Below are 20,637 nucleotides of genomic sequence, written 5' to 3'. Positions count from 1 at the left end.
ATCAGCGCGGCTGGAGCCCCAGTTTCATGCCCGCCAGGCCCCGCGGCACCGCAGCCAGCCGGCCGGCGATCCCTGACAAGGCAGCAGCCGCAGGCGTTCCCGGCTGGCCAATCACGATCGGAACTCCCGTGTCGCCCCCTTCACGGAGCTGGATGTCCAGGGGAATCTGTCCCAGCAGCGGCACCTCCGCGCCCACGGTGGCCGTCAGCCTTTCGGCGAGGACCGCGCCGCCGCCGCTTCCGAACAATTCCATCCGGCCGCCGTCGGGCATCTCCAGGTAGGACATGTTCTCGATGACGCCTGCCACCTTCTGCCCCGTCTGGGTGGCGATGGCGCCGGCGCGTTCGGCGACGTCCGCTGCCGCGGCCTGGGGAGTGGTCACCACCAGGATCTCGGCCTTGGGCAGCAGCTGGGCCACCGAAATGGCGATGTCCCCGGTGCCGGGCGGAAGGTCGAGGAACAAGGCATCCAGGTCGCCGAAGTAGACGTCCGTAAGGAACTGCTCCAGGGCGCGGTGCAGCATGGGCCCGCGCCAGGCCACGGGCTGGTTGCCCGTGACGAACATGCCGATGGAGATCACCTTCACGCCGTAGGCGACGGGCGGCAGGATCATGTCGTCCACGCGGGTGGGTGACTGGGTGATTCCCATCAGGGCAGGAACGGAAAAGCCATAGACATCCGCGTCCACGATGCCCACCCGCAGGCCCTGGGCGGCCATGGCGCACGCAAGGTTCACGGTGACGGAAGACTTCCCCACGCCGCCCTTTCCGCTGGCCACGGCGAAGACCTTGGTGAGGGATTCGGGCTGGTTGAACGGGATGCCACGCTGGCCGCCGGCGCCGCGGAGCTTTTCCTTGAGGGCGTCCCGCTGCGCCTGGTCCATGACTTTCAGGTCCACGTCGACGGCGGTGACGCCCGGTACAGCCCCCAGCGCCTTTTCGGAGTCGGCGGTGATGGTGTCCCTCAGCGGGCAGCCGGCAATGGTGAGCAGAACGGTCAGGCTGACCCTGCCGTCGTCGGAGACCGTTACCGAGTCCACCATTCCCAGTTCCGTGATGGGACGCCTCAGCTCGGGGTCGATGACGGTGGAAAGCGCAGCCGTGACTGCATCGGCCAACCCGGAGTTGGCGGTACGTTCATTCATTAACGGTCCTGGTTGGAGTGGCCGGGCTTAATCCGGGGGATCTGCTGCGTTCGAGGATTGCGCTGCCGGTCGCGCTGCTCGCGCAGCTTGTCCTTGACCTTGTCCTTGGGGGACTCGTGGCTGCCCGGGCCCGTCTGGTCATGGCTGCGCAGTTCCTCCTGCGCCTCCAGGATGTCTTCGAGCAGTGACCGCAGCTCGGCCCGGACGTAGTCGCGGGTGGCCACCTCACGCAGTGCGATCCGCAGCGACGCCAGTTCCCGGGTGAGGTACTCAGTGTCGGACAGGTTGCGTTCGGCACGCTGACGGTCCTGCTGCAGCGACACCCGGTCCCGGTCGTCCTGCCGGTTCTGGGCCAGCAGCAGCAGGGGCGCAGCGTACGAGGCCTGCAGCGACAGCATCAGGGTCAGCAGGGTGAACCCGAGGTCCTTGGAATCGAACTGCCACTCCAGCGGAGCCCACGTGTTCCAGGCGAGCCAGACGACGACGAACACCGTCATGTAGACCAGGAACTGCGGCGTTCCCATGAAGCGGGCGAAACCTTCGGTGGCATGGCCGAAAGCGTCCGGATCCGGGGAGAACTTGGGCAGGATCCGCTGGCGTCCGCTCAGCGGCGTGTCCAGGCTGCCGCCCTTCGCCGTACCCCGGCCGGGGACCCTCTGGTTCGGGTTCTTTGGAGCGCTGCTGTCAGCCAATGCGTCCACCGAGCTTTCTTATCGGGGCTTCGCCATCATGGGCGCGCCAATCATCCGGCAACAGATGATCAAGGACGTCATCAACAGTCACCGCCCCCACAAGGCGGCCGGTGTGGTTGACCACCGGGAGGGAGTTCAGGTTGTACGTTGCGAGGGTCCGGGCCACCTCGCTGATGTGTGCCTGGTCGGACAAAGGCTCCAGGTTCTTGTCCACCAGGTTTCCCAGGGGCTCGTACGGGGGAAAGCGGAGCAGCTGCTGGATGTGCACCACGCCCAGGAAACGTCCCGTGGGGGTTTCCAGCGGCGGCCGGGCAATGAAGATGGAGGAGGCCAGGGCCGGGGACAGTTCCTCCCGGCGGACATGCGCCAGCGCCTCTGCCACGGTGGCCTCCGGCGGCAGGATGACCGGCACCGGCGTCATCAGGCCGCCCGCGGTGTCCTCGTCATATTCCAGCAGGCGCCGGACGTCCTCGGCGCCCTCCGGCTCCATCAGCTGCAGGAGCTCCTCCGCCTGCGCGGAGGGAAGCTCGCCGAGGAGGTCTGCGGCGTCATCCGGATCCATCTCTTCCAGCACGTCGGCGGCGCGCTGGACGTCCAGGGCGGAGAGGATCTCCACCTGGTCGTCCTCCGGGAGTTCCTGCAGGACGTCGGCCAGTCGCTCGTCCTGGAGCTCGCTGGCCACCTCGAAGCGGCGTTTGTCGCTCATTTCCTGGAGGGCCTCGGCGAAGTCTGCGGGCTTGAGGTCCTCGTGGTTTGCCACGAACTGGGTGGCGGCCTGCGGCTCCGTGCGCGGGCCCTGCGAGGCGTCTGCCCAGTCAATGATCAGGGTCTCGTTGCGGCGCAGCCGGCTGAGGGGGGACAGCGAATGTCCGCGCCGGACGAACAGCTTGCTGACGAACCAGTCGCCGGAACGGCCCTGGTCCATGGCGATGTCTTCGATGGTGGCGTCGCCGCTGCCGTCACGGAGGGTAACGCGGCGGTCGAACATCTCGGCCACCACCAGCGTTTCCGCACCGCGCTGCTCAAAGCGCCGCAGGTTCACCAGGCCGGTACAGATAATCTGGCCTTGGTCGATAGAGGTGATGCGCGTCATCGGAACGAACACACGCTTCTTTCCCGGCACCTCCACCACGATGCCCACCACATGCGGGGCGCCCTGGGTTCCGCGGGACAGCACAACAACATCGCGCAGCCGGCCCAGCCGGTCACCCAGCGGGTCGAAGACGTCGAGTCCCAGCAGGCGCGCAACGAAGACGCGGGTAGGTGTTGTGCTCACTCCTACAGGCTACCGAGTCTGCTCTCTTTTAGCTGAATTCCCAGGCAGCATGCATGCTGATGGGCAAGAATGGGGGTATGGCAAACATTTTTGGTGCTCCCAAGGCAGGTGGCCCCAACGGCATGGACGAAGCCAGGGCCGTTCCCACCGGCGACACCGTCGGCTCCTACAACTCTTACCTGGATGCCCAGAAGGCGGTGGACTACCTCGCGGACCAGCAGTTCCCGGTTCAGATGGTATCCATCGTGGGCAACGAACTGAAGATGGTGGAGCGGGTGACGGGGCGCCTGAGCTACCCCCGGGTGGCTCTTTCGGGAGCGTTGAGCGGCATGTGGTTCGGCCTGTTCGTCGGTGTGCTGCTGTCCTTCTTCGCACCGTCGCCGGGGTACTTCTCCATCCTTACCTCCGTGCTCATGGGCGCTGCGTTCTTCATGCTGTTTGGCATCGTCACCTACGCCATGCAGCGCGGCAAGCGGGACTTCACCTCCACCAGCCAGGTGGTTGCCACCAGCTACGACGTCATCGTGTCGCCGGAAGCCGCCCATGAGGCCCGCCGGCTGCTGCAGCAGCTCCCGATGACCCGTTCCGATGCGGCCGCCGGCAGCGGACCCTACACGCAGCGTGACTACTACAACCAGCCGTACCAGCCGGACCAGCACCACCAGCAGCCGGGGCAGGGACCTGCACGCCCGTCCGGCTGGCAGGACCCGTACGGCCAGTCCACGGGGTCTTCCGCACAGGACGGCGGCCACCCAGGCGGCCAGCAGCAGGGCGGCCAGGATTACGACGGCGGCCCGCGCCAGGAGCAGGCACCCGCGCCGGCGCGTTCGGTCCGTTACCCGGACCTGCCGGATGGCCGGCCGCAGTACGGCGTCCGGCTGCCCCAGGCTCCCGCCGCCGGGCCTGCCCAGCCCGGCGCTGCTCCCGTTTCGGGACACCCCGAGGAAACGGCCCAGGGCGAGAACCTGCCGGGTACCGAGGGCGGCCATGGCCCTGAAGGACCGCAGCGGCCGGCGGATCCGCGCCAGTAGGCGCGTCCCGTTCGCAACAAAGCGGGGCCACCCGGGGACTGATCCAGTCCCCGGGTGGCCCCGCTTTTGTATATCGGTACTACTGTGCGCTGTCAGCTTCGCGGTAGATCCCGGCCATCCAGTCCTCCACGTCCGCCGGCTTGCGGGGCAGGGCGGCGCTGAGGTTGACCGGTCCGTCGGCCGTCATCAGGATGTCGTCCTCGATCCGGATACCGATGCCGCGGTATTCCTCCGGGATCGCCAGGTCCTCGGCCTTGAAGTACAGGCCGGGTTCGATAGTGAACAGCATGCCTTCGGTGAGGATGCCGTCCAGGTAGAGTTCCCGCTTGGCCTGGGCACAGTCATGGACGTCCAGACCGAGGTGGTGGCTGGTGCCGTGGGGCATCCACCGCCGGTGCTGCTGGCCGTCGGTGCTGATGGCCTCTTCCACGCTGACAGGCAGAAGGCCCCACTCGGCGAGCCGTTCGGCCAGCACGGTAGTGGCGGCAGTGTGGATGTCGCGGAACTTGGCGCCGGGCCGGGCCGCGGCGAACCCTGCATCCGCGGCGTCCAGCACTGCCTGGTAGACCTTCCGCTGCACGTCGCTGAAGACCCCGCTGGCCGGCAGGGTGCGCGTGATGTCAGCGGTGTACAGGGAGTCCACCTCCACGCCGGCGTCCAGCAGCAGCAGTTCGCCCGCGTGGATCTTCCCGGTATTGCGGGTCCAGTGCAGCACGGTGGCATTGTTGCCGGAGGCCGCGATGGTGTCGTAGCCCAGTTCGTTGCCCACCTCTCGTGCCCGTGCGAAGAAGGCCCCCTCCACTACCCGTTCACCCCGGGCATGGGTCAGGGCGCGGGGCAGTGACTTCACCACTTCCTCGAAGCCTTCAATGGTGGCAGCCACGGCAGTCTTCATCTGTTCAATCTCCACTCGTCCTTGAGCAGGCGCAGCTCGGAGAGGGCCTCACTGAGCTTTTCGTCCAGGGCGTCGAACACGCCCAGGTCAAGGTTTTCCGGGTCCCTGGCGGTGTTGTACCGGGCGGTGTCCACAAGTGCGTCGATGTTTTCATCCACTTTGCGCACCAGCCGGATGGAGATGCCGCCGATTTCCGGGGCACCAACATCCTTGGTGACGGCTGTTTCCAGCTGGTCGATGTGGGCCGTCGCCAGGCCCAGACGTGCCTCAAACTCGGCCAGCGTGGGCCGGGCGCCGATCCAGAATTCCCCGGACCGCGCGTCGGCGTAGAACTGCTCCGTATCCCGGCCGGCCAGCGGACGGAAGTAGAGCGTGGCACGGTGGTGCCCGCCGTCGTCGCCCTTACCCTCCCCGACGGGATCAAGTATCAGGACCGCGTCCGGCTCGTGGTCCAGGCCCAGGCCGGTCAGGTGGGCGAAACCGGAGAACGGCCGGAACCGGTAGTCGCAGTCGTTGGAGCGGACCTTCAATGGCCCCGCGGGGATCACCAGGCGTTCGCCCTTGAACTTGGCGGAGATGGCTTTGCGCCGGGTTGCGGCGTAGGCAGCAACGGCGTCACGGTCCGGCAGCTCCTCGCTGGACGGTGCCCAGTTGCTGGCCATGAAGGCCTTGAAGGCGTCGGAACTGGGCCGCTGCGAGCGGTTGTTGACACGCTCTTCCAGCGGCTGGGAAGCAGAGTTCAGGGTGTTTTCGGCATCGTTCACGGCACCATCGTCTCACCAGCTCCGCGGCGATGCGAACGGGCTTCCGCCGGGGGCGGGGCCGGTCAACTAGTCTGGACAGGTGAGGATTGACCTGCATGCCCACTCCAATGTCTCCGACGGCACGGAGAAACCCGCCGACGTGATGGCCTCCGCCGCCCGCGCCGGGCTGGACGTGGTGGCACTGACCGACCATGACTCCACGGACGGCTGGGCGGAAGCATCCGCTGCAGCCGTTGAGCACGGAGTGGCCCTGGTGCCCGGGATGGAGGTGTCCTGCCGGACCTCGGAAGGCATCAGCGTGCACCTCCTGAGCTACCTGCACGACCCCGCGCACGAGGGCCTGCTGGAGGAGATCACCAAGGCCAAGGACGCCCGCCTCACGCGTGCAGAGCGGATGGTCACGCTCCTCGCCGAGGACTATCCGCTCACCTGGGACGACGTCATCCACCATGTGGCGCCCGGCGCGACCCTCGGCCGTCCCCACATCGCCGACGCGCTGGTGGCCGCCGGTGTGGTGGAGGACCGCTCCGAAGCCTTCGCCACCATCCTCACCTCACGCTCGCGCTACTTTATCCAGCACTACGCACCCGACCCCGCCACCGCCGTCGAGCTCGTCCGCGCCGCCGGCGGCGTGCCTGTCTTTGCCCATCCGGTGGCGACCGCGCGGGGCAGGACGGTGGGGGAGCGCACCTACCGGGAAATGATCGACGCCGGCCTGGCTGGCCTGGAGATCGACCACCGGGACAACCCGGAGGAAGGGCGGGCCTTCCTCCGGCGGCTCGCCGCGAAGCACGACCTGCTGGTAACGGGTTCCTCCGACTACCACGGCACCGGCAAACCCAACCTGCTGGGCGAGAACCTCACGTCCCGGGAAGCCCTGGCCAGGATCGAGGAACTGGGCACGGGGACCGCCGTTGTGCGGGGAAGCTCCGCGCACCTTGACTAATGGTCCCGCCTGAGTAGTCTTTCGCTTGCCGGGGTGGCTTTCGGTGCCAAAAAAGGTCTCGTCACCATGCAATATTTCGTACGGTAGACGGAGAAGAATCATGTTCAGGAAATCACTTGCCGCGGCTGGTCTGGCCGTCGTTTTCATGTTTGTCCCCACCGCAGCCAATGCGCTGGACTGTGCCAACGTCAGCCGGTCGGCCTACACGGGCAGCGACTACGTGTTCATACCCGGCCCCGACATCCACGTCCATGTGCAGGGCAACTGGGCTTACGTGCTGGAAGCTGGTGCCTGGGTGTTCCTGCCCCCGGGAACCGTCCCGGAAGGCGCAGGCGACGACGGCAATTTCCAGAACGGCGAGGGCTATGCCCTGTTGGTCAACGCCATCTGCGAATCCAGCGGAGCCGTCCTGGACAACCGCCAGGGGGACCACGGAATCCAGCTGCTGGAAACCTGCTAGCGGAACCGCAGGCGCAATAAGCCGCAGCAGGTGTCCTTAACGGCCCCCTACAAGGACACCTGCGCGGCAGGGTGGGGTGGGAACGACGCGAGGGTGGCGTGTGCGCCCAGCCGCCTTGCCATGATGTCCACCGCGGGCTGGTTCTGGTCCACGCAGACGAATTTGCGGCCCAGCTTGGCCGCCACCGCGCCGAGGGTGCCGGAGCCGGCGAAGAAGTCCAGGCACCAGTCGCCGGGCCTGCTTGACGCGGCGACGACGCGCCGGACCAGTCCCTCCGGCTTCTGCGTGGGGTAGCCGGTTTTTTCCTTGCCGGTGGGGGAGACGATGGTGTGCCACCAGACGTCCGTGGGCAGCTTGCCGAGTTCCCGCTTGGCAGGAGTGACCAGGCCGGGGGCCATGTAGGGTTCCCTGTCCACTTCGGCGCTGTCGAAGTGGTATTTGGCGGGGTTCTTGACGTAGACGAGGATATTGTCGTGCTTGGTGGGCCAGCGGTTCTTGGCGCGGGCGCCGTAGTCGTAGGCCCAGATGATCTCGTTCAGGAAGCATTCCCGGCCGAAGATGGCATCGAGCATCACCTTGGCGTAGTGGACCTCTCGGTAGTCCAGGTGCAGGTACAGCGTCCCGTCCTCCGCCAGCAGGCGCCACGCCTCGACGAGCCGCGGTTCCAGGAAGGACCAGTAGTCGCTGAACGCGTCATCGTAGCGGTGCAGGGCACCTTTGATGGTGTCGTAGGAGCGGCCCTTGAAGCCGACGCGGTCGCCGCTGCCCTCGGCATTGGCCACCATCCTGGTTTCCTGGCGCCGCTGTGGCCTGCCTGTATTGAAGGGCGGATCCACATAAATCAGTGTGAAGGCGCCGTCCGGCAGCGTGGGGAGGTACTCCGCGTTGTCCGCGTGCACCACCAGGCTGCCGCCGTCCGGCGCCCAAACAGTGTCAGTCATCGGGGCAGTTAGCCCTCGGCGCCCGGCTGTGTGCCCTTGTCAGCGCCGGCAACCACTTCGCCGTTGCGGCGCCGGGTGCGGGTACGGGTGCGGCGCGCACGCGTGGGCTGCTCGCCGTCGTTCTGTCCGGCCTCGCCGGCAGGCGCAGATGCGGCCGCCGGGCCTGACGTACGACGGCGGCGCTCACCGGAGCGGCCTGCGGACTCGCCGCCGCGGCCATCTTCGCGGCTGCCGGAATCCCGGCGTCCACGGCCGGCCCGTTCACGGCCGTCCCCGCGGCCGCCGCGGCTGCTGTTCTTCTTCCCGGTTTCGCCCAGGTCTTCGAGGACCTCGGCGTCCACACCGGCAAGGGTGCGCTTGTCCCGCGGGAGGCGGCCCTTGGTGCCCTCAGGAATGTCCAGGTCCGTGAAGAGGTGCGGCGAGGAGGAGTAGGTTTCCACCGGCTCGGGAACGTTGAGGCCCAGGGCCTTGTTGATCAGGGCCCAGCGGGGAACGTCGTCCCAGTCCACGAAGGTGACGGCCGTCCCCTTGTTGCCGGCGCGGCCGGTGCGGCCCACCCGGTGCAGGTAGATCTTTTCGTCTTCGACGCACTGGTAGTTGATGACGTGCGTGACATCCTCCACGTCGATGCCGCGGGCAGCGACGTCGGTGGCCACCAGGACGTCCACCTTGTTGTTGCGGAAGGCGCGCAGGGCCTGCTCGCGGGCACCCTGGCCCAGGTCGCCGTGGATGGCGGCGGCGGCGAACCCGCGGTCCACCAGTTCCTCTGCCACCTTCGCGGCGGTGCGCTTGGTTTTGGTGAAGATGATGGTGCGGCCGCGGCCCCTGGCCTGCAGGATGCGCGCCACCACCTCGGTCTTGTCCATGCTGTGCGCACGGTAGATGAGCTGCCGGATGTCGCGCTTGGTCAGGCCCTCGTCGTCCGGGTCTGCGGCGCGGATATGGGTGGGCTGGGTCATGTAGCGCCGGGCCATGGCGATGACCGGGCCGGGCATTGTGGCGGAGAACAGCAGCGTCTGCCGGACAGCGGGGGTGGCCGCGATCAGGGTCTCGACGTCGGGCAGGAACCCGAGGTCCAGCATTTCGTCGGCCTCGTCCAGGACCACGATCTTGACGTTCTTGAGGCTCAGGTGCTTCTGCTTGTACAGGTCGATGAGGCGCCCAGGGGTGCCCACCACAACTTCGACGCCCTGCTTCAGCGCTTCCACCTGCGGCTCGTAGGCGCGGCCGCCGTAGATGGTGGCGATGCGGGCGTTGCGTTTGCGGGATGCAGTCTGCAGGTCATTGGCCACCTGCACTGCCAGTTCGCGGGTGGGGACGATCACCAGGGCCTGCGGTGCGCCCGGTACGGCGAGCTTCGCGTAGCCGGGGTCGTCCTGGCCGATGACGCGCTGCAGGGCGGGAATGCCGAAGCCGAGGGTCTTGCCGGTGCCGGTCTTGGCCTGTCCGATGATGTCGTGGCCGGACAATGCCACCGGCAGGGTCATGGCCTGGATGGGGAAGGGGTGCGTGATGCCGGCGTCGGCCAGCGATTCCACGATGTCCTCGCGGACGTTGTAGTCGGCGAAGGACTTTTCCGCGATTTCGTGCGGCTTCTCGTCCGAGATGATGGTCTCTTCCGGCTCAATGGTCTCGGTGCCGGTCTCGTCCGTCAGAAGCTGGTGGGTATGCAATTCACTCACAGGGAGTTTCCTTATTCATTTGGGCATTGGCGCTGCCTGCTCAACGGGCCGGCCGGCAGGCCGGTCCGGAGCACGCTCGGGCGCACAAGCAATTCCAGTGGAAGCCGATCGCGGGCTATCTAAATGCTGGCACTGGTGACCAGCGGGCAAATCTCAAGATCGCGTAGGGGCGGGCTTGTTGGTTTCAAATCAAGGAAATCAACGACCGGGCATCCATTTCTACTTCTCCAGTCTAGCCGTACAAGGCCGCAATACCGGCTTTTGCACCCCCGGGGGCGGGTATGAGGGGCCGCAGCGGACCTCAGCCGACCAGTTCGAAGTGGACCTCACGGGTTGCGATGTTGGACGAAAGCAGGCGGACGCGGACCTTGGTGCCGGACTCCAGGTCGCCTGCGCAGCGGGCCGTGACGGCAGGTTCAGCCACCTGGATGATGCCGGAACCGCCATTGCCGTTGCCGTTCTTGCCGTTTCCGTTCCTGCCGTTGTTGCCATTGCCGTTGTCTTTTTGCGGCTTCGACCCGGAGATCACGATGGCATCAAACTCCTGGCCAATGTGGTTGACCAGGAGCGCGGCCTCCACGGTGTCCAGCGCCATCCGCTCCATCCGGGACGCCAGCTGGTCCGATCCCGCCATGATCTCGGGAAGCGACGGAAGGGCCTCACGCGCCCAGCCGGGAACGTTGCCGCCATTGCTGAGGGCCTCGCAGATCACCAGCACGAAGCGGTCCACCAGCCGCCGCAGGGGAGCAGTGGTGTGCGCGTAGGCCGCACCGATGGCGGCCTGGATGGCGGCCTCCGGGACGCTGCCGTCAAAAGCTGTATAGGAGGCGCCGCGGAACAGCATCCCCGCCGAGTGCATGATGGCGAGCTGCCGCGGTTCGGTCGGGTCCAGGCTGCGCAGGTACTCGCCATAGCTGACCTCGCCGTCCCACGGCTTTCCCAGCGCCTCGGTCTGGAGTTTGAAGTGGTTCAGGGAGCGTTCGTCCGGCGCGGGCATGGTCCGGAGGATGCCCACCTGGCCGTCCAGCATGATCTGCGCAGCGGCCATGCCCGTCATCAGCGAGATCTGCGCGTTCCAGTCCTCCACGGGCAGCTGCGGCGCGGCAGCGATGCGGTAGCCACCGTCGGGGAGCTGGACGATCTCCTGCTCCGGCATGTTCAGGCTGGCGCCGTCACGGGCACGTTCCAGCTCCACGCGCTTGAGCCCAACCTCTTTCAGCAGCTGCAGGACTGGGGATGCGCCGCCTGCGTCCAGTTGGGCCTGCGCGCCTCTGTAGCTCAGCTTGGCGCGGCTGCGCATCCGTGCCCGCCTGACGGAAGCCGAGGTGACATCGGCGTTGCCGTCCAGGCGGAAGTCCCAGACGAAGGCCGGGCACTCCTGGCCGGGCAGCAGGCTCCCTGCCCCTTCGCTGATGACCTCCGGATGCAGCGGAATCCGGCCGTCGGGGGCATAGAAGGTCTGCCCGCGGCGGCGCGTTTCCTGGTCCAGCGGTCCGCCCGGCTTCACGAACGCCGGAACATCGGCGATGGCGTACAGCACGTGGTAGCCGCCGCCGTCGGCCTCTATGAACAACGCCTGGTCCAAATCCGTAGACGATGCCGGATCGATGGTGACGAAATCGACGCCGGTCAGGTCATGGGACGGAAGCTCCAGCGCAGCCACGGCCGCCTCAGCGTCACGGACCGCATGCTCGGGGTACGGCCCGGGAAGCTCGAGCTCGCTCCGCAGCGCGCCCAGGGCCTCTTCCAGCGCATTGTTGTGCTCGTGGACGTTGGGAGCCAGCCGATGGTGTGACACGAAAATCAGCCTAGCCCGAAGACCGCCGATTATGCAGGCCATCGGCGGGATGGACGGCAGGGCCGTGTTGCCCCGCCGGCAGTCCAGGACCCGCCAGTTCAGGAGCCGGCAGCATCCAGAGCGGCCAGGAGTGAGGCCGCCGCTGCGGCGGGGTCCGCCGCTTCGGTGATGGCCCGCACCACCACAATCCTCCGGGCTCCCGCTGCCACCACCTCGCTGACGTTGGAGTGGTCGATGCCGCCGATGGCGAACCACGGCACCTCGTTAGCGGCTTTGGCGGTGGCTGCCGCAGCGTATTTCACCAGGTCGGGTCCCACGGCGGCCCGACCCGGTTTGGTGGGGGTGGCCCAGACCGGCCCCACGCAGAAGTAGTCCAGCCCGGCAGGTCCGGCCGTGGCAACGAGGGCCGCATCCACCTGGTCCGGAGTGTGGCTGGAGAGTCCAATGGCGGCGTTGCCGTTCAGCAAGGTGCGGGCCGCGGGCAGGGGGAGGTCCTTTTGGCCGATGTGGAACACCTGAGCGCCCGACAACACGGCGATGTCGGCGCGGTCGTTCACTGCCCACAGCCTGCCATGGCGCTGCGCGGCTTCCTTCAGGACGGCCAGCAGTTCCAGTTCCTCGGCAGCCTCGATGGCCTTGTCGCGGAGCTGGATGATATCCACTCCGCCGGCGAACGCGGCATCCACGAACTCCGCGAAGTCGCCGCGGTCACGGCGGGCGTCAGTACAGAGGTAGAGGCGGGCAGTCTTGAGCCCGGCGGTTCCCCCGGCGGTGGTGAAGGCATCGGTTGCGGAGGCGCCGGCAGCGGCAGGGGAGTGGGACACATTCATGGCTGCAAGCCTAGTTCCTCTACACTTGCCTCGTACTGCGGGAGCCTGCGGCAGCTGTCATGAAGCGCCGGGCTGAGAGGGCGTCAGAGCCGACCGCTTGACCTGATCCGGGTAATGCCGGCGTAGGGAAGGAGACACATGGGCACCCCCAACACGGCACCCCCGCAACCCACCAACGGCACCGCCAGGGCCGACGTCGCGGTCATTGGCGGCGGAGTTGTGGGCCACGTGATCGCCTGGGAGGCACTGCGCTCGGGCCGCAGCGTCGCGCTGATCGATGACGCACCCGGCAGCGGCGCCAGCTGGGCCGCCGCAGGGATGCTGGCGCCGGTGAGCGAGCTGCACTACCAGGAAGAGGACCTCCTCGACCTGATGCTCGCATCCTCGGCCCGGTGGCGCGGTTTTATCGCCGACCTGGCCGCTGCGTCCGGCGAAAGGACCGGATACCTGACGACGCCGACCCTCGCCGTGGGTGCCGACGCCGCCGACCGCCGAACCTTGATGGATTTGCGCGCGGTCCAGCAGGCCAACGGCCTGGCTGTTGAGCCTTTGACCGTCCGCGAGGCGCGGCGGCGGGAACCGTTGCTGAGCCCCGCCATCGCCTGCGCACTTGACACCCCCGCCGACCACCAGGTGGATCCCAGGCGCCTGGTGTCCTGCCTTCGCAACGCCCTGGCGGGGGAAACTGCCCGCAGCGGCCGCGCAGCTGCGGGTGCAGTGGATGGGTATGCCGTGCCGGACAGGGCCGTTGGACTGCTGTGGGCTGATGGCACTGTTGCGGGAGTCCGGCTTGCCGGCGGCGGTACAGTCCTGGCCGGAGAAACCGTGGTGGCCAACGGACTGGATGCCGCTGCGCTGGCGGACCTGCCTGAGGGCCTGCACCTGCCGCTGCGGCCGGTGCACGGGGACATCCTCCGGCTCGCCGTACCGCAGCACCTCCAGCCGCTGGTCACGGCCACCGTACGCGGACTGGTCCGCGGTGTACCCGTGTACATCGTCCCCCGGGAGGACGGGACGGTGGTGATCGGAGCCACCCAGCGTGAGGATGCCCCCGCCAGGGGCGTTGCAGCCCCACAAGCTGCCCGGTCCGCTGCCGGAACGGTATCCGCCGGCGGTGTCTACCAGCTCCTCCGGGACGCGCAGGTCCTGGTCCCCGCCGTCGCCGAGCTGGAATTGCTGGAGTGTACGGCGCGGGCCCGGCCGGCGACCCCGGACAACGCCCCGCTCCTGGGCAGGGTGCCCGCCGCTCCAGGCTCCACCCCGGGCGGGCACATCGCGGGCCTGGTCATCGCCACCGGATTCTTCCGGCACGGCGTCCTCCTGTCACCCGCAGCCGGTGCCATCTGCCGGGACCTGATGGACGGCACAACGGACCCCCGCTGGGAGCCGTTCAACCCTGGCCGCTTCTCCGGCCGCGAATCCTCCGCTGCAAGCGTCAACATCAAGGAGACAGCATGAACATCACCCTGAACGGAAACCACCATACGGTGGCTGAGGGGGCGTCCATCACCACGCTCGTCAGCCAGGTCACCGGCCGCACCGTGGGGGCTGACGGCCAGGCCAACGACGGGAACAGGCTGGGCGTCGCCGTGGCGCACAACGCACAGGTGGTTCCCCGGAGCCAATGGTTCTCAACGGCGCTCGCCGACGGTGACGACGTCGAGCTTGTCACGGCAGTGCAGGGAGGCTGACACCATGACGGAATCCACCACCCTGACCTCCACGGCTGCACCCGGCCTGGATGATGTCCTGGTCATCGACGGCGTGCCCCTGGCGTCCCGGCTCATCATGGGAACCGGCGGCGCCCCGAGCCTGGACGGGCTTGGCGCGGCTCTCCTGGCCTCCGGCACGTCCCTGACCACCGTGGCGATGCGGCGCTACTCCACCGCGGAAACGGGCTCGCTGTTCCAGCTCCTGGTGGACCACGGCATCCGGTCCTGCCGAACACCGCCGGATGCTTCACCGCCCGGGACGCCGTCCTCACCGCCGAACTCGCCCGCGAAGCGCTGGAAACGGACTGGGTGAAGCTCGAAGTCATTGCCGACGAACACACGCTCCTTCCCGACGCCGTCGAGCTGGTGGAGGCCACCGAACAGCTGGTCAACCGCGGCTTCAAGGTGTTTGCGTACACCAACGATGACCCCGTCCTGGCGCTGCGGCTGGAGAACCTCGGCGCCACCGCCGTGATGCCACTGGGAGCTCCCATCGGCACGGGGCTGGGAATCCTGAACCCGCACAACATTGAGCTCATCGTCTCCCGCGCCTCGGTCCCGGTGGTCCTGGATGCCGGGATCGGTACGGCCTCCGACGCTGCCCTTGCCATGGAGCTCGGCTGCGACGCCGTGCTGCTGGCCACGGCGGTGACCCGCGCACAGAACCCGGCCCTGATGGGGGAGGCATTCAAACACGCCGTCATCGCCGGTAGGCTGGCGAAAGCGGCGGGGCGCATTCCCCGCCGCGAACACGCGCTGGCATCGTCGGCAATGGAAGGCCGGGCCGAGTTCCTCTAGCCCGGCACACGCCGGTTGATGCCCCTGGACCAAGGAGCAGCAGTGGCCGGCAAAGATGCCCTTCCCCGGGAACAGATCGACCAGGCCCTGGCAGGGCTGCCCGGCTGGCGGTACCACGACGGCGGCCTGGTCACCGTCTTCAAGACGCCGACGGCGGCTGCCGCACTCGAGCTGATTGCCGCCGTCGGACGCCTTGCTGAGGAACAGAACCACCACCCGGACCTGGACTGGCGCTACAACCGCGTCTTCATCCGCTACTCGTCGCACGACGCAGGCGGGCAGGTGACAGAACGGGACCTCGCCGCCGCGGCAGGAGCGAGCGAGGCTGCGGCCGCCGTCGGGGCGAATGCGGAACCCTCGCGCTACCCGTCCGGAAACTAGTCATCCGTTAAGCGAAGGTGGCCGCCGCCCCGGAGGGCGGCGGCCACGCGCGTTTGCGGGTTGTTCCTCTGCTAGCGGCGAAGGATGGCAGTGAGGCGCTGCGTGTCCTGGCGGGCCCGGCTGCGGCCCAGGTAAAGGACGGCGGCCACGGCGGCCGCAGCTCCCAGCACGATGGGCAGTACCCACGGAAGCCACGTCAGGCCCGGGCGGTACCCAAAGCCTGCCGCCATCAGGATGATCCAGGTCAGGGCCCCGGCAACGACGGCAACGCCGGCGGGCAGGGCGGCGCCGTACTTGGCATGCCGCCTGTCATTCGCCCAGACGATGAAGCCTGCGGCAACCGCTGCGAGCACAACGATGGTCAGGGAAAGCATGGATCTCCTAGGAACGTTCGCGGTGCCGGGGCTAGAACTGGCCGAACCCTACGCGGCGGACCTCTTCGGCGCCGATTTCCACATAGCCGAGGGCATTTCCGGGAACAATGATCAGGCGTCCCTTGTCGTCGGTCAGCCGCAGCTCGCTGCCGGCATTGATGGCTTCGCCCACAACCTTGGCCACCGTCTCGGCGTCCTGGGTCGATTCCAGCACAATTTCACGGCCAACGTTCTGAACGCCGATCTTAATTTCCACAGGGGCCTCCCAGCCAGTCAAAGTACTCGTGTTTCTCCACGAGGTGTTGTCTTATTTGTAGTCTAGGACTCTTTGGGGAAGCGAGAGATTCCGCGCCAAGCTAAACGGTAGATGAGGTCGCTGGCCACATCGAGGTCCAGGTTGCCGTCCGTTTCGAGCCAGTACCGCGCGCTGACCTGGGCCATTCCGGCCAGTCCCCGGCCCAGGAGCTCGGCTTCGAGATGGGGGAGCTTGGTGTCCTCGGCAATGACGCGTGCGATGGCGTCCGCGAAGGTCCGGTTGAATGTTTCCAGCCTGGAGCTGACATCCGGATCGTTGATGAGGTCCGATTCGAAGACCAGCCGGTGGGCCTGGTCGTCATTGGCGATGAAGCGGAAGTAGGCCCGCATCACGGCCTGCACGCGTTCCTTGTTGTCCGTGGTGGAGTTCAGCGCACCCAGCATCAGGTCGGTGAGGGACGCCAGGTGGCTTTCCAGCAGCGCCAGGTACAGTTCCCGCTTGGACGGGAAGTGCTGGTACAGGACGGGTTTGCTGACGTGGGCCGTCTCGGCGATCTCGTCCATGGCGGCACCGTGATAGCCGTTGGCCACGAAGACTTCCTGCGCTGCGGAAAGGAGTTGGGCGCGGCGCTCGTCGCGCGGCAGCCGGGCGGAGCGCTGGCCTGCCGGACGCGGGGCCGCCTGCTGTTCGGCGGCGGGCGGGCGGTCAGCCCGTGCTTCAGGGACCACGGTTGTCCTTCTTTCCATTGCGGTTAGCTCCACTTTACTGCGGGGTAATATGACCCGGCGGTATCCCGGGGCATACATTGAAGTATGGCTTCGACTTTCACCGCAAATGTTTCATCTGTTTCCCTGGATCCCCTGGTGGAACCGGCGGGTGAGCTGACCCCTGCCGAGGTGGAGCGCTACTCCCGGCACCTCATCATTCCCGAGATCGGGACCATCGGGCAGCGGCGGCTCAAGAACGCGAAGGTCCTGGTGATCGGCGCGGGGGGCCTGGGATCGCCGGCGCTGCTGTACCTGGCGGCTGCCGGTGTGGGAACCATCGGGATCATCGACGACGACGCCGTTGACCTCAGCAACCTGCAGCGCCAGGTCATCCATGGGGTGGCGGACGTCGGCAGGCCCAAGATCGAGTCCGCCAGGGACGCCATCGCCGCGCTCAACCCGCTGGTGGACGTCCGCCTCCATGATGTCCGCCTGGACGCCTCCAACGCCCTGGACCTGTTTGCCGGCTACGACCTGATCCTGGACGGGGCGGACAACTTTGCCACCCGCTACCTGGTCAACGATGCCGCGGCCATCCTGGGCAAACCGTATGTGTGGGGCTCCATCTTCCGGTTCGACGGCCAGGTCAGCGTGTTCTGGGAAAAACACGGACCCACCTACCGCGATCTCTACCCCGAAGCGCCGCCCGCCGGCTCTGTTCCCTCCTGCGGCGAGGGCGGGGTCTTCGGCATGCTGTGCGCGGCCGTGGGGTCGATGATGGTGACTGAGGCAGTGAAGCTGATCACCGGCGTCGGACGTTCCCTCCTGGGCCGGGTGGCGCTGTTCGACGCCCTGGGCGGCAGCTGGCGGGAGATCCGGGTATCCAAGGATCCCGCGGCGGCACCCATTACGGAGCTGACGGACTACGAGGCCTTCTGCGGCATCACCCCGGCAGCGCCGTCGGACACCGAACACACCGTCACCGCAACGCAGCTGGCCACCATGCTGGCGTCACGGAAGGCCGGGCTGAAGGATTTCGAGCTCGTGGATGTCCGGGAGCCGGGTGAATTCGAGATCGTCCGGATCGACGGCGCGGTGTTGATCCCGCAGGGCCGGATCCTGGCCGGCGACGCATGGGCGGAGATTCCGCAGGACCGGGACATCGTGTTCCTCTGCAAGGCAGGGACACGGTCAGCCAACGTCCTGGCAGCGGCGCAGAAGGCGGGCTACCAGCGGGTCAGCCATCTCGACGGCGGCATCCTCTCGTGGGTGCGCGAGGTGGAACCCCACAAGCCGGTCTACTGACCCGATGCTCTATCAGATATGGCTCCCAAAACTGTGTTTTGGGAGCCATATCTGATAGAGCAAGTTGGGTTCAGGCGCTTTCGAGGCCCCGGTGGTCCACCGGGCATTCAGCCTGGGCGGACGGGCGGGCGGCGGGCTGCTCTACGGTGATGCCGTAGAGGGCCTCCAGGGCCGCCACGTACTCGTCCTGCTGGCCGTTGGCCGCCAGTTCCCTGGCGCGGACCGTAGGGACGTGCAGCAGCTGCTTGACCATGCGGCGGAGTGCGAATTCCACTTCCTCGGCAGCGGCGGTGCAGCCGTGCCGGGCCCGGACTTTTTCCATTTCGGCGTCCAGGACGTTCATGGTGTGGCGGCGCAGGGCAACAATGGCGGAATCCACGGACCTGGCCTCGCGTTCCTGTTCAAAAGCGGTGGCGGCACCGTTGACGATGCTGCTTGCCTGCGCCAGCGATTCGGCCTGTTCCTGCGGCGCGGCGAGGCGGACGGATTCAAGGGTGAGGAGTTCGACGCCGTCCAGCTCGCCGACGGCGGGGTCGAAGTCGTGGGTGAGCGCCAGGTCGATGGCGATCAGCGGCTGCGGGGAGTTGGCGCGGACCTGGGCGAGCTCGTCCGCCTCCACCCGGGTGTCCGAACCGCTGCAGCCGATCATGACGTCCGCGGCGGCCACGGCGGGGTTGAGGGAATCGTCGTCGAGGGCGGTGCCGCCCCGCGTGGCGACGAACCCTTCGGCCCGGCCGGAGGAGGAGAAGACGGAGATGTCCGTGCAGCCGCGTTCGCGGAGTAGTGCCATGGTTGCGCCGGCGTAGGCTCCGGTCCCAAAGACCACAACCTTCTTGCTGGACCAGTCCGGGTTTTCGGAAAGATCCGTTGCAAGGTCCAGGGCGACGGACACGATGGACAGGCCGCGCGAACCGAGCGCAGTCTGGGCGCCTACGTCCTTTGCCGTTTTGGAGGCGGCCTGGAACAGCCGGACCAACCCCGCGCTGGCGGTGCCTTCATGCTGGGCGGTGATCAGTGCGCGGCGTACCTGGCCTGCGATTTCCCGTTCCCCGACGACGGCGGAGTCCAGTCCGGCGCTGACGGCGAAGAGGTGCTGGGTTACTTCGGGGCCGGTTCGCGTGCTGAAGGAGCGGGACACGAGCGGCTCACTCAGGCCGCTGGCTTCGCTGATCTGGGCGACAAGGGCTGCGCGGGCTGCCTCTACATCATCCGGATGGGGCGCCTCCCCGTAGATCTCATAGCGGTTGCAGGTGGCAAGGACAACCGCGCCCGTCACCGCCGGTGAACCGGTGAGGGCGTTCGTGGCAATCCCGGAGGAACCGTTGCTCAACTGAGCAACGGTCTCAAGATCGATGTCGGCGTGTGTAGCCACCAATGAAAAAAGAACCACAGCAGACCAATCATAGCTTTTTCGTTCCTCGGTAGAACAACTCCCTCCCCGGTCAGGGAGGTACCCGTGCCTGTGATTCCTGCCACGACGGGAAATCCTGCCCCGGGGATGACAGGCTGTCGTTATCTTTTGGCGCTGATCTTCGGCACAATCAAAGGCATGACTTCTAGCCCTGCCGTCTCCGCTGCCGGCGCCCTTGCCGCTGACCATCCGCTGCTGGACGGCCGCACCGCGGACTCTCCGCTGATCACTGCCTACCGCGGCGGCAAACCCTCCCGCCGTCCTGTCTGGTTCATGCGGCAGGCGGGGCGTTCCCTGCCCGAGTACCTCAAGGTCCGTGAGGGCATTGCCATGCTGGACTCCTGCCTGCGGCCGGAACTGGCGTCCGAGATCACCCTCCAGCCGGTCCGCCGGCACGACGTTGACGCAGGCATTTTCTTCTCCGATATCGTCATTCCGCTGAAGCTTGCTGGCGTGGGCGTGGACATCGTTCCCGGAGTGGGCCCCGTCCTCGACAAGCCCGTCCGGACGGCAGCCGATGTCGCGGCGCTGCCGCAGCTGACCTGGGAGGCGCTGGAACCGATCCGGGAAGCGGTCCGGCTGACGGTGGCCGAGCTCGGCAAGACCCCGCTGATCGGTTTCGCCGGCGCCCCGTTCACGCTGCTGCCTACATGGTGGAGGGCAAGCCTTCCCGCGACCACCTCGGGCCGCGCACCATGATGCACGCCGACCCGGAAACCTGGTCTGCCCTGGCCAACTGGGCTGCCGACGCGTCCGGGATGTTCCTCCAGGCACAGCTCGAGGCAGGTGCCTCCGCCGGCCAGCTGTTCGATTCCTGGGCCGGATCCCTGGGCCTGGCCGATTACACCCGGTACGTCGCGCCTGCCTCGACCCGCGCGCTGGACCACGTCCGGCACCTCGGTGCCCCGTTGGTCCACTTCGGCACCGGCACCTCGGAGCTCCTGGTGGCCATGAAGGATGTAGGCGTCGATGTGGTGGGTGTCGACTACCGGCTGCCCCTTGACGAAGCCAACCGCCGCCTGGGCGGCACAGTACCCCTGCAGGGCAACATTGACCCCGCCCTGCTTCCGGCCCCCTGGGAAATCCTTGAAGCCCACGTCCGTGAGGTCATCGCGGCAGGCTCGTCGGCCCCCGGACACGTCCTCAACCTGGGCCACGGCGTGCCGCCCGAGACGGACCCCGATGTCCTGACCCGGGTGGTGGAACTCATCCACTCCATCTCCCCGGAGTAGTC

18 protein-coding genes, 3 pseudogenes and 1 riboswitch are annotated in these 20,637 nt (G+C 67.3%); of the genes and pseudogenes, 9 read left to right on the top strand and 12 right to left on the bottom strand.

The window, feature by feature from the left end; translation table 11 throughout:
• Position 1: 1 nt before the first annotated feature.
• From G205_RS08975 to G205_RS08965, 3 genes are read right to left on the bottom strand one after another with little or no spacing between them, the layout of a single operon-like run.
• Positions 2-1,144, bottom strand: a complete 1,143-nt coding sequence (locus tag G205_RS08975; RefSeq protein ID WP_009357715.1) for an Mrp/NBP35 family ATP-binding protein — start codon at positions 1,142-1,144, stop codon at positions 2-4.
• Positions 1,144-1,845, bottom strand: coding sequence for a DUF1003 domain-containing protein (locus G205_RS08970; protein ID WP_009357714.1), 702 nt, complete (start codon positions 1,843-1,845; stop codon positions 1,144-1,146). Before G205_RS08970 ends, G205_RS08975 begins: the two co-directional genes overlap by 1 nt.
• A complete protein-coding gene (locus tag G205_RS08965) occupies positions 1,829-3,112 on the bottom strand; it encodes a magnesium transporter MgtE N-terminal domain-containing protein (protein WP_009357713.1) in 1,284 nt (427 codons plus the stop codon). The genes G205_RS08970 and G205_RS08965 overlap by 17 nt, the downstream gene beginning before the upstream one ends.
• A 77-nt stretch (positions 3,113-3,189) precedes the next feature.
• Here G205_RS08965 and G205_RS08960 point away from each other — a divergent pair, with 77 nt between their 5' ends.
• Positions 3,190-4,143, top strand: coding sequence for a YflT domain-containing protein (locus tag G205_RS08960; RefSeq protein ID WP_009357712.1), 954 nt, complete (start codon positions 3,190-3,192; stop codon positions 4,141-4,143).
• A 79-nt stretch (positions 4,144-4,222) separates the two neighbouring features.
• On the opposite strand, the pseudogene G205_RS08955 reads toward G205_RS08960, so the two are convergent.
• Positions 4,223-5,802, bottom strand: a pseudogene (locus tag G205_RS08955) (aminopeptidase P family protein).
• Positions 5,803-5,881: 79 nt separating this feature from the next.
• Here G205_RS08955 and G205_RS08950 point away from each other — a divergent pair.
• A complete protein-coding gene (locus G205_RS08950) occupies positions 5,882-6,748 on the top strand; it encodes a PHP domain-containing protein (protein WP_009357711.1) in 867 nt (288 codons plus the stop codon).
• A gap of 100 nt (positions 6,749-6,848) precedes the next feature.
• Positions 6,849-7,208: a hypothetical protein gene (locus G205_RS08945; RefSeq protein ID WP_009357710.1), complete on the top strand. Its 360-nt coding sequence runs from the start codon at positions 6,849-6,851 to the stop codon at positions 7,206-7,208.
• A 47-nt stretch (positions 7,209-7,255) separates the two neighbouring features.
• Here the strand turns inward: G205_RS08945 and G205_RS08940 are convergent, their stop codons facing one another.
• The 4 genes from G205_RS08940 to thiE form a co-directional block, all read right to left on the bottom strand.
• Positions 7,256-8,149 carry a DNA-methyltransferase gene (locus tag G205_RS08940; RefSeq protein ID WP_009357709.1) on the bottom strand — a complete coding sequence of 298 codons (894 nt, stop codon included), beginning with the start codon at positions 8,147-8,149 and terminating at the stop codon, positions 7,256-7,258.
• Between the two features lie 8 nt (positions 8,150-8,157).
• The gene (locus G205_RS08935) at positions 8,158-9,831 is read right to left on the bottom strand and encodes a DEAD/DEAH box helicase (RefSeq protein ID WP_009357708.1); all 1,674 of its coding nucleotides are present in this window, start codon (positions 9,829-9,831) and stop codon (positions 8,158-8,160) included.
• A gap of 301 nt (positions 9,832-10,132) precedes the next feature.
• Positions 10,133-11,629, bottom strand: a complete 1,497-nt coding sequence (locus G205_RS08930; protein ID WP_009357707.1) for an RNB domain-containing ribonuclease — start codon at positions 11,627-11,629, stop codon at positions 10,133-10,135.
• Positions 11,630-11,727: 98 nt separating this feature from the next.
• Complete coding sequence (gene thiE, locus G205_RS08925; protein WP_009357706.1) at positions 11,728-12,459, bottom strand: thiamine phosphate synthase; 732 nt, start codon at positions 12,457-12,459, stop codon at positions 11,728-11,730.
• A gap of 27 nt (positions 12,460-12,486) precedes the next feature.
• Positions 12,487-12,605, top strand: a riboswitch (TPP riboswitch).
• Between thiE and thiO the strand changes: the two genes are divergently transcribed.
• The 4 genes and pseudogenes from thiO (at position 12,598) to G205_RS08905 (ending at position 15,350) form a co-directional block, all read left to right on the top strand.
• Entirely contained in the window at positions 12,598-13,917 is a 1,320-nt protein-coding gene (thiO, locus tag G205_RS08920; RefSeq protein WP_009357705.1) for a glycine oxidase ThiO, read from the top strand. Its footprint overlaps the riboswitch before it by 8 nt.
• On the top strand, positions 13,914-14,150 hold the full coding sequence (gene thiS / locus G205_RS08915; RefSeq protein WP_009357704.1) for a sulfur carrier protein ThiS: 237 nt from the start codon (positions 13,914-13,916) through the stop codon (positions 14,148-14,150). The genes thiO and thiS overlap by 4 nt, the downstream gene beginning before the upstream one ends.
• A 4-nt stretch (positions 14,151-14,154) precedes the next feature.
• A pseudogene (locus G205_RS08910) lies at positions 14,155-14,969 on the top strand (thiazole synthase).
• Between the two features lie 42 nt (positions 14,970-15,011).
• Positions 15,012-15,350 carry a 4a-hydroxytetrahydrobiopterin dehydratase gene (locus G205_RS08905; protein WP_009357703.1) on the top strand — a complete coding sequence of 113 codons (339 nt, stop codon included), beginning with the start codon at positions 15,012-15,014 and terminating at the stop codon, positions 15,348-15,350.
• A gap of 71 nt (positions 15,351-15,421) precedes the next feature.
• On the opposite strand, the gene G205_RS08900 is transcribed toward G205_RS08905, so the two are convergent.
• The 3 genes from G205_RS08900 to G205_RS08890 all read right to left on the bottom strand — a co-directional run bounded on the left by G205_RS08900 (position 15,422) and on the right by G205_RS08890 (position 16,708).
• Positions 15,422-15,724 (bottom strand): hypothetical protein, encoded by a 303-nt coding sequence (locus G205_RS08900; protein ID WP_009357702.1) that lies wholly within the window; start codon positions 15,722-15,724, stop codon positions 15,422-15,424.
• A 31-nt stretch (positions 15,725-15,755) separates the two neighbouring features.
• Positions 15,756-15,980 carry a DUF3107 domain-containing protein gene (locus G205_RS08895; protein ID WP_009357701.1) on the bottom strand — a complete coding sequence of 75 codons (225 nt, stop codon included), beginning with the start codon at positions 15,978-15,980 and terminating at the stop codon, positions 15,756-15,758.
• A gap of 62 nt (positions 15,981-16,042) precedes the next feature.
• Positions 16,043-16,708, bottom strand: coding sequence for a TetR/AcrR family transcriptional regulator (locus tag G205_RS08890; protein ID WP_009357700.1), 666 nt, complete (start codon positions 16,706-16,708; stop codon positions 16,043-16,045).
• 84 nt (positions 16,709-16,792) lie between these two features.
• Here G205_RS08890 and moeB point away from each other — a divergent pair, with 84 nt between their 5' ends.
• On the top strand, positions 16,793-17,992 hold the full coding sequence (gene moeB, locus G205_RS08885) for a molybdopterin-synthase adenylyltransferase MoeB (protein WP_009357699.1): 1,200 nt from the start codon (positions 16,793-16,795) through the stop codon (positions 17,990-17,992).
• A gap of 70 nt (positions 17,993-18,062) precedes the next feature.
• Here moeB and G205_RS08880 read toward each other — a convergent pair whose 3' ends face one another.
• The gene (locus G205_RS08880; RefSeq protein ID WP_035752569.1) at positions 18,063-19,382 is read right to left on the bottom strand and encodes a glutamyl-tRNA reductase; all 1,320 of its coding nucleotides are present in this window, start codon (positions 19,380-19,382) and stop codon (positions 18,063-18,065) included.
• Between the two features lie 159 nt (positions 19,383-19,541).
• On the opposite strand from G205_RS08880, the pseudogene hemE reads away from it, so the two are divergent.
• A pseudogene (gene hemE / locus G205_RS08875) lies at positions 19,542-20,635 on the top strand (uroporphyrinogen decarboxylase).
• Positions 20,636-20,637: the final 2 nt, after the last annotated feature.

Source organism: Arthrobacter nitrophenolicus (assembly GCF_000332815.1).
Lineage (GTDB): Bacteria > Actinomycetota > Actinomycetes > Actinomycetales > Micrococcaceae > Arthrobacter > Arthrobacter nitrophenolicus.
This window is presented reverse-complemented; position numbering and strand designations above follow the sequence as displayed.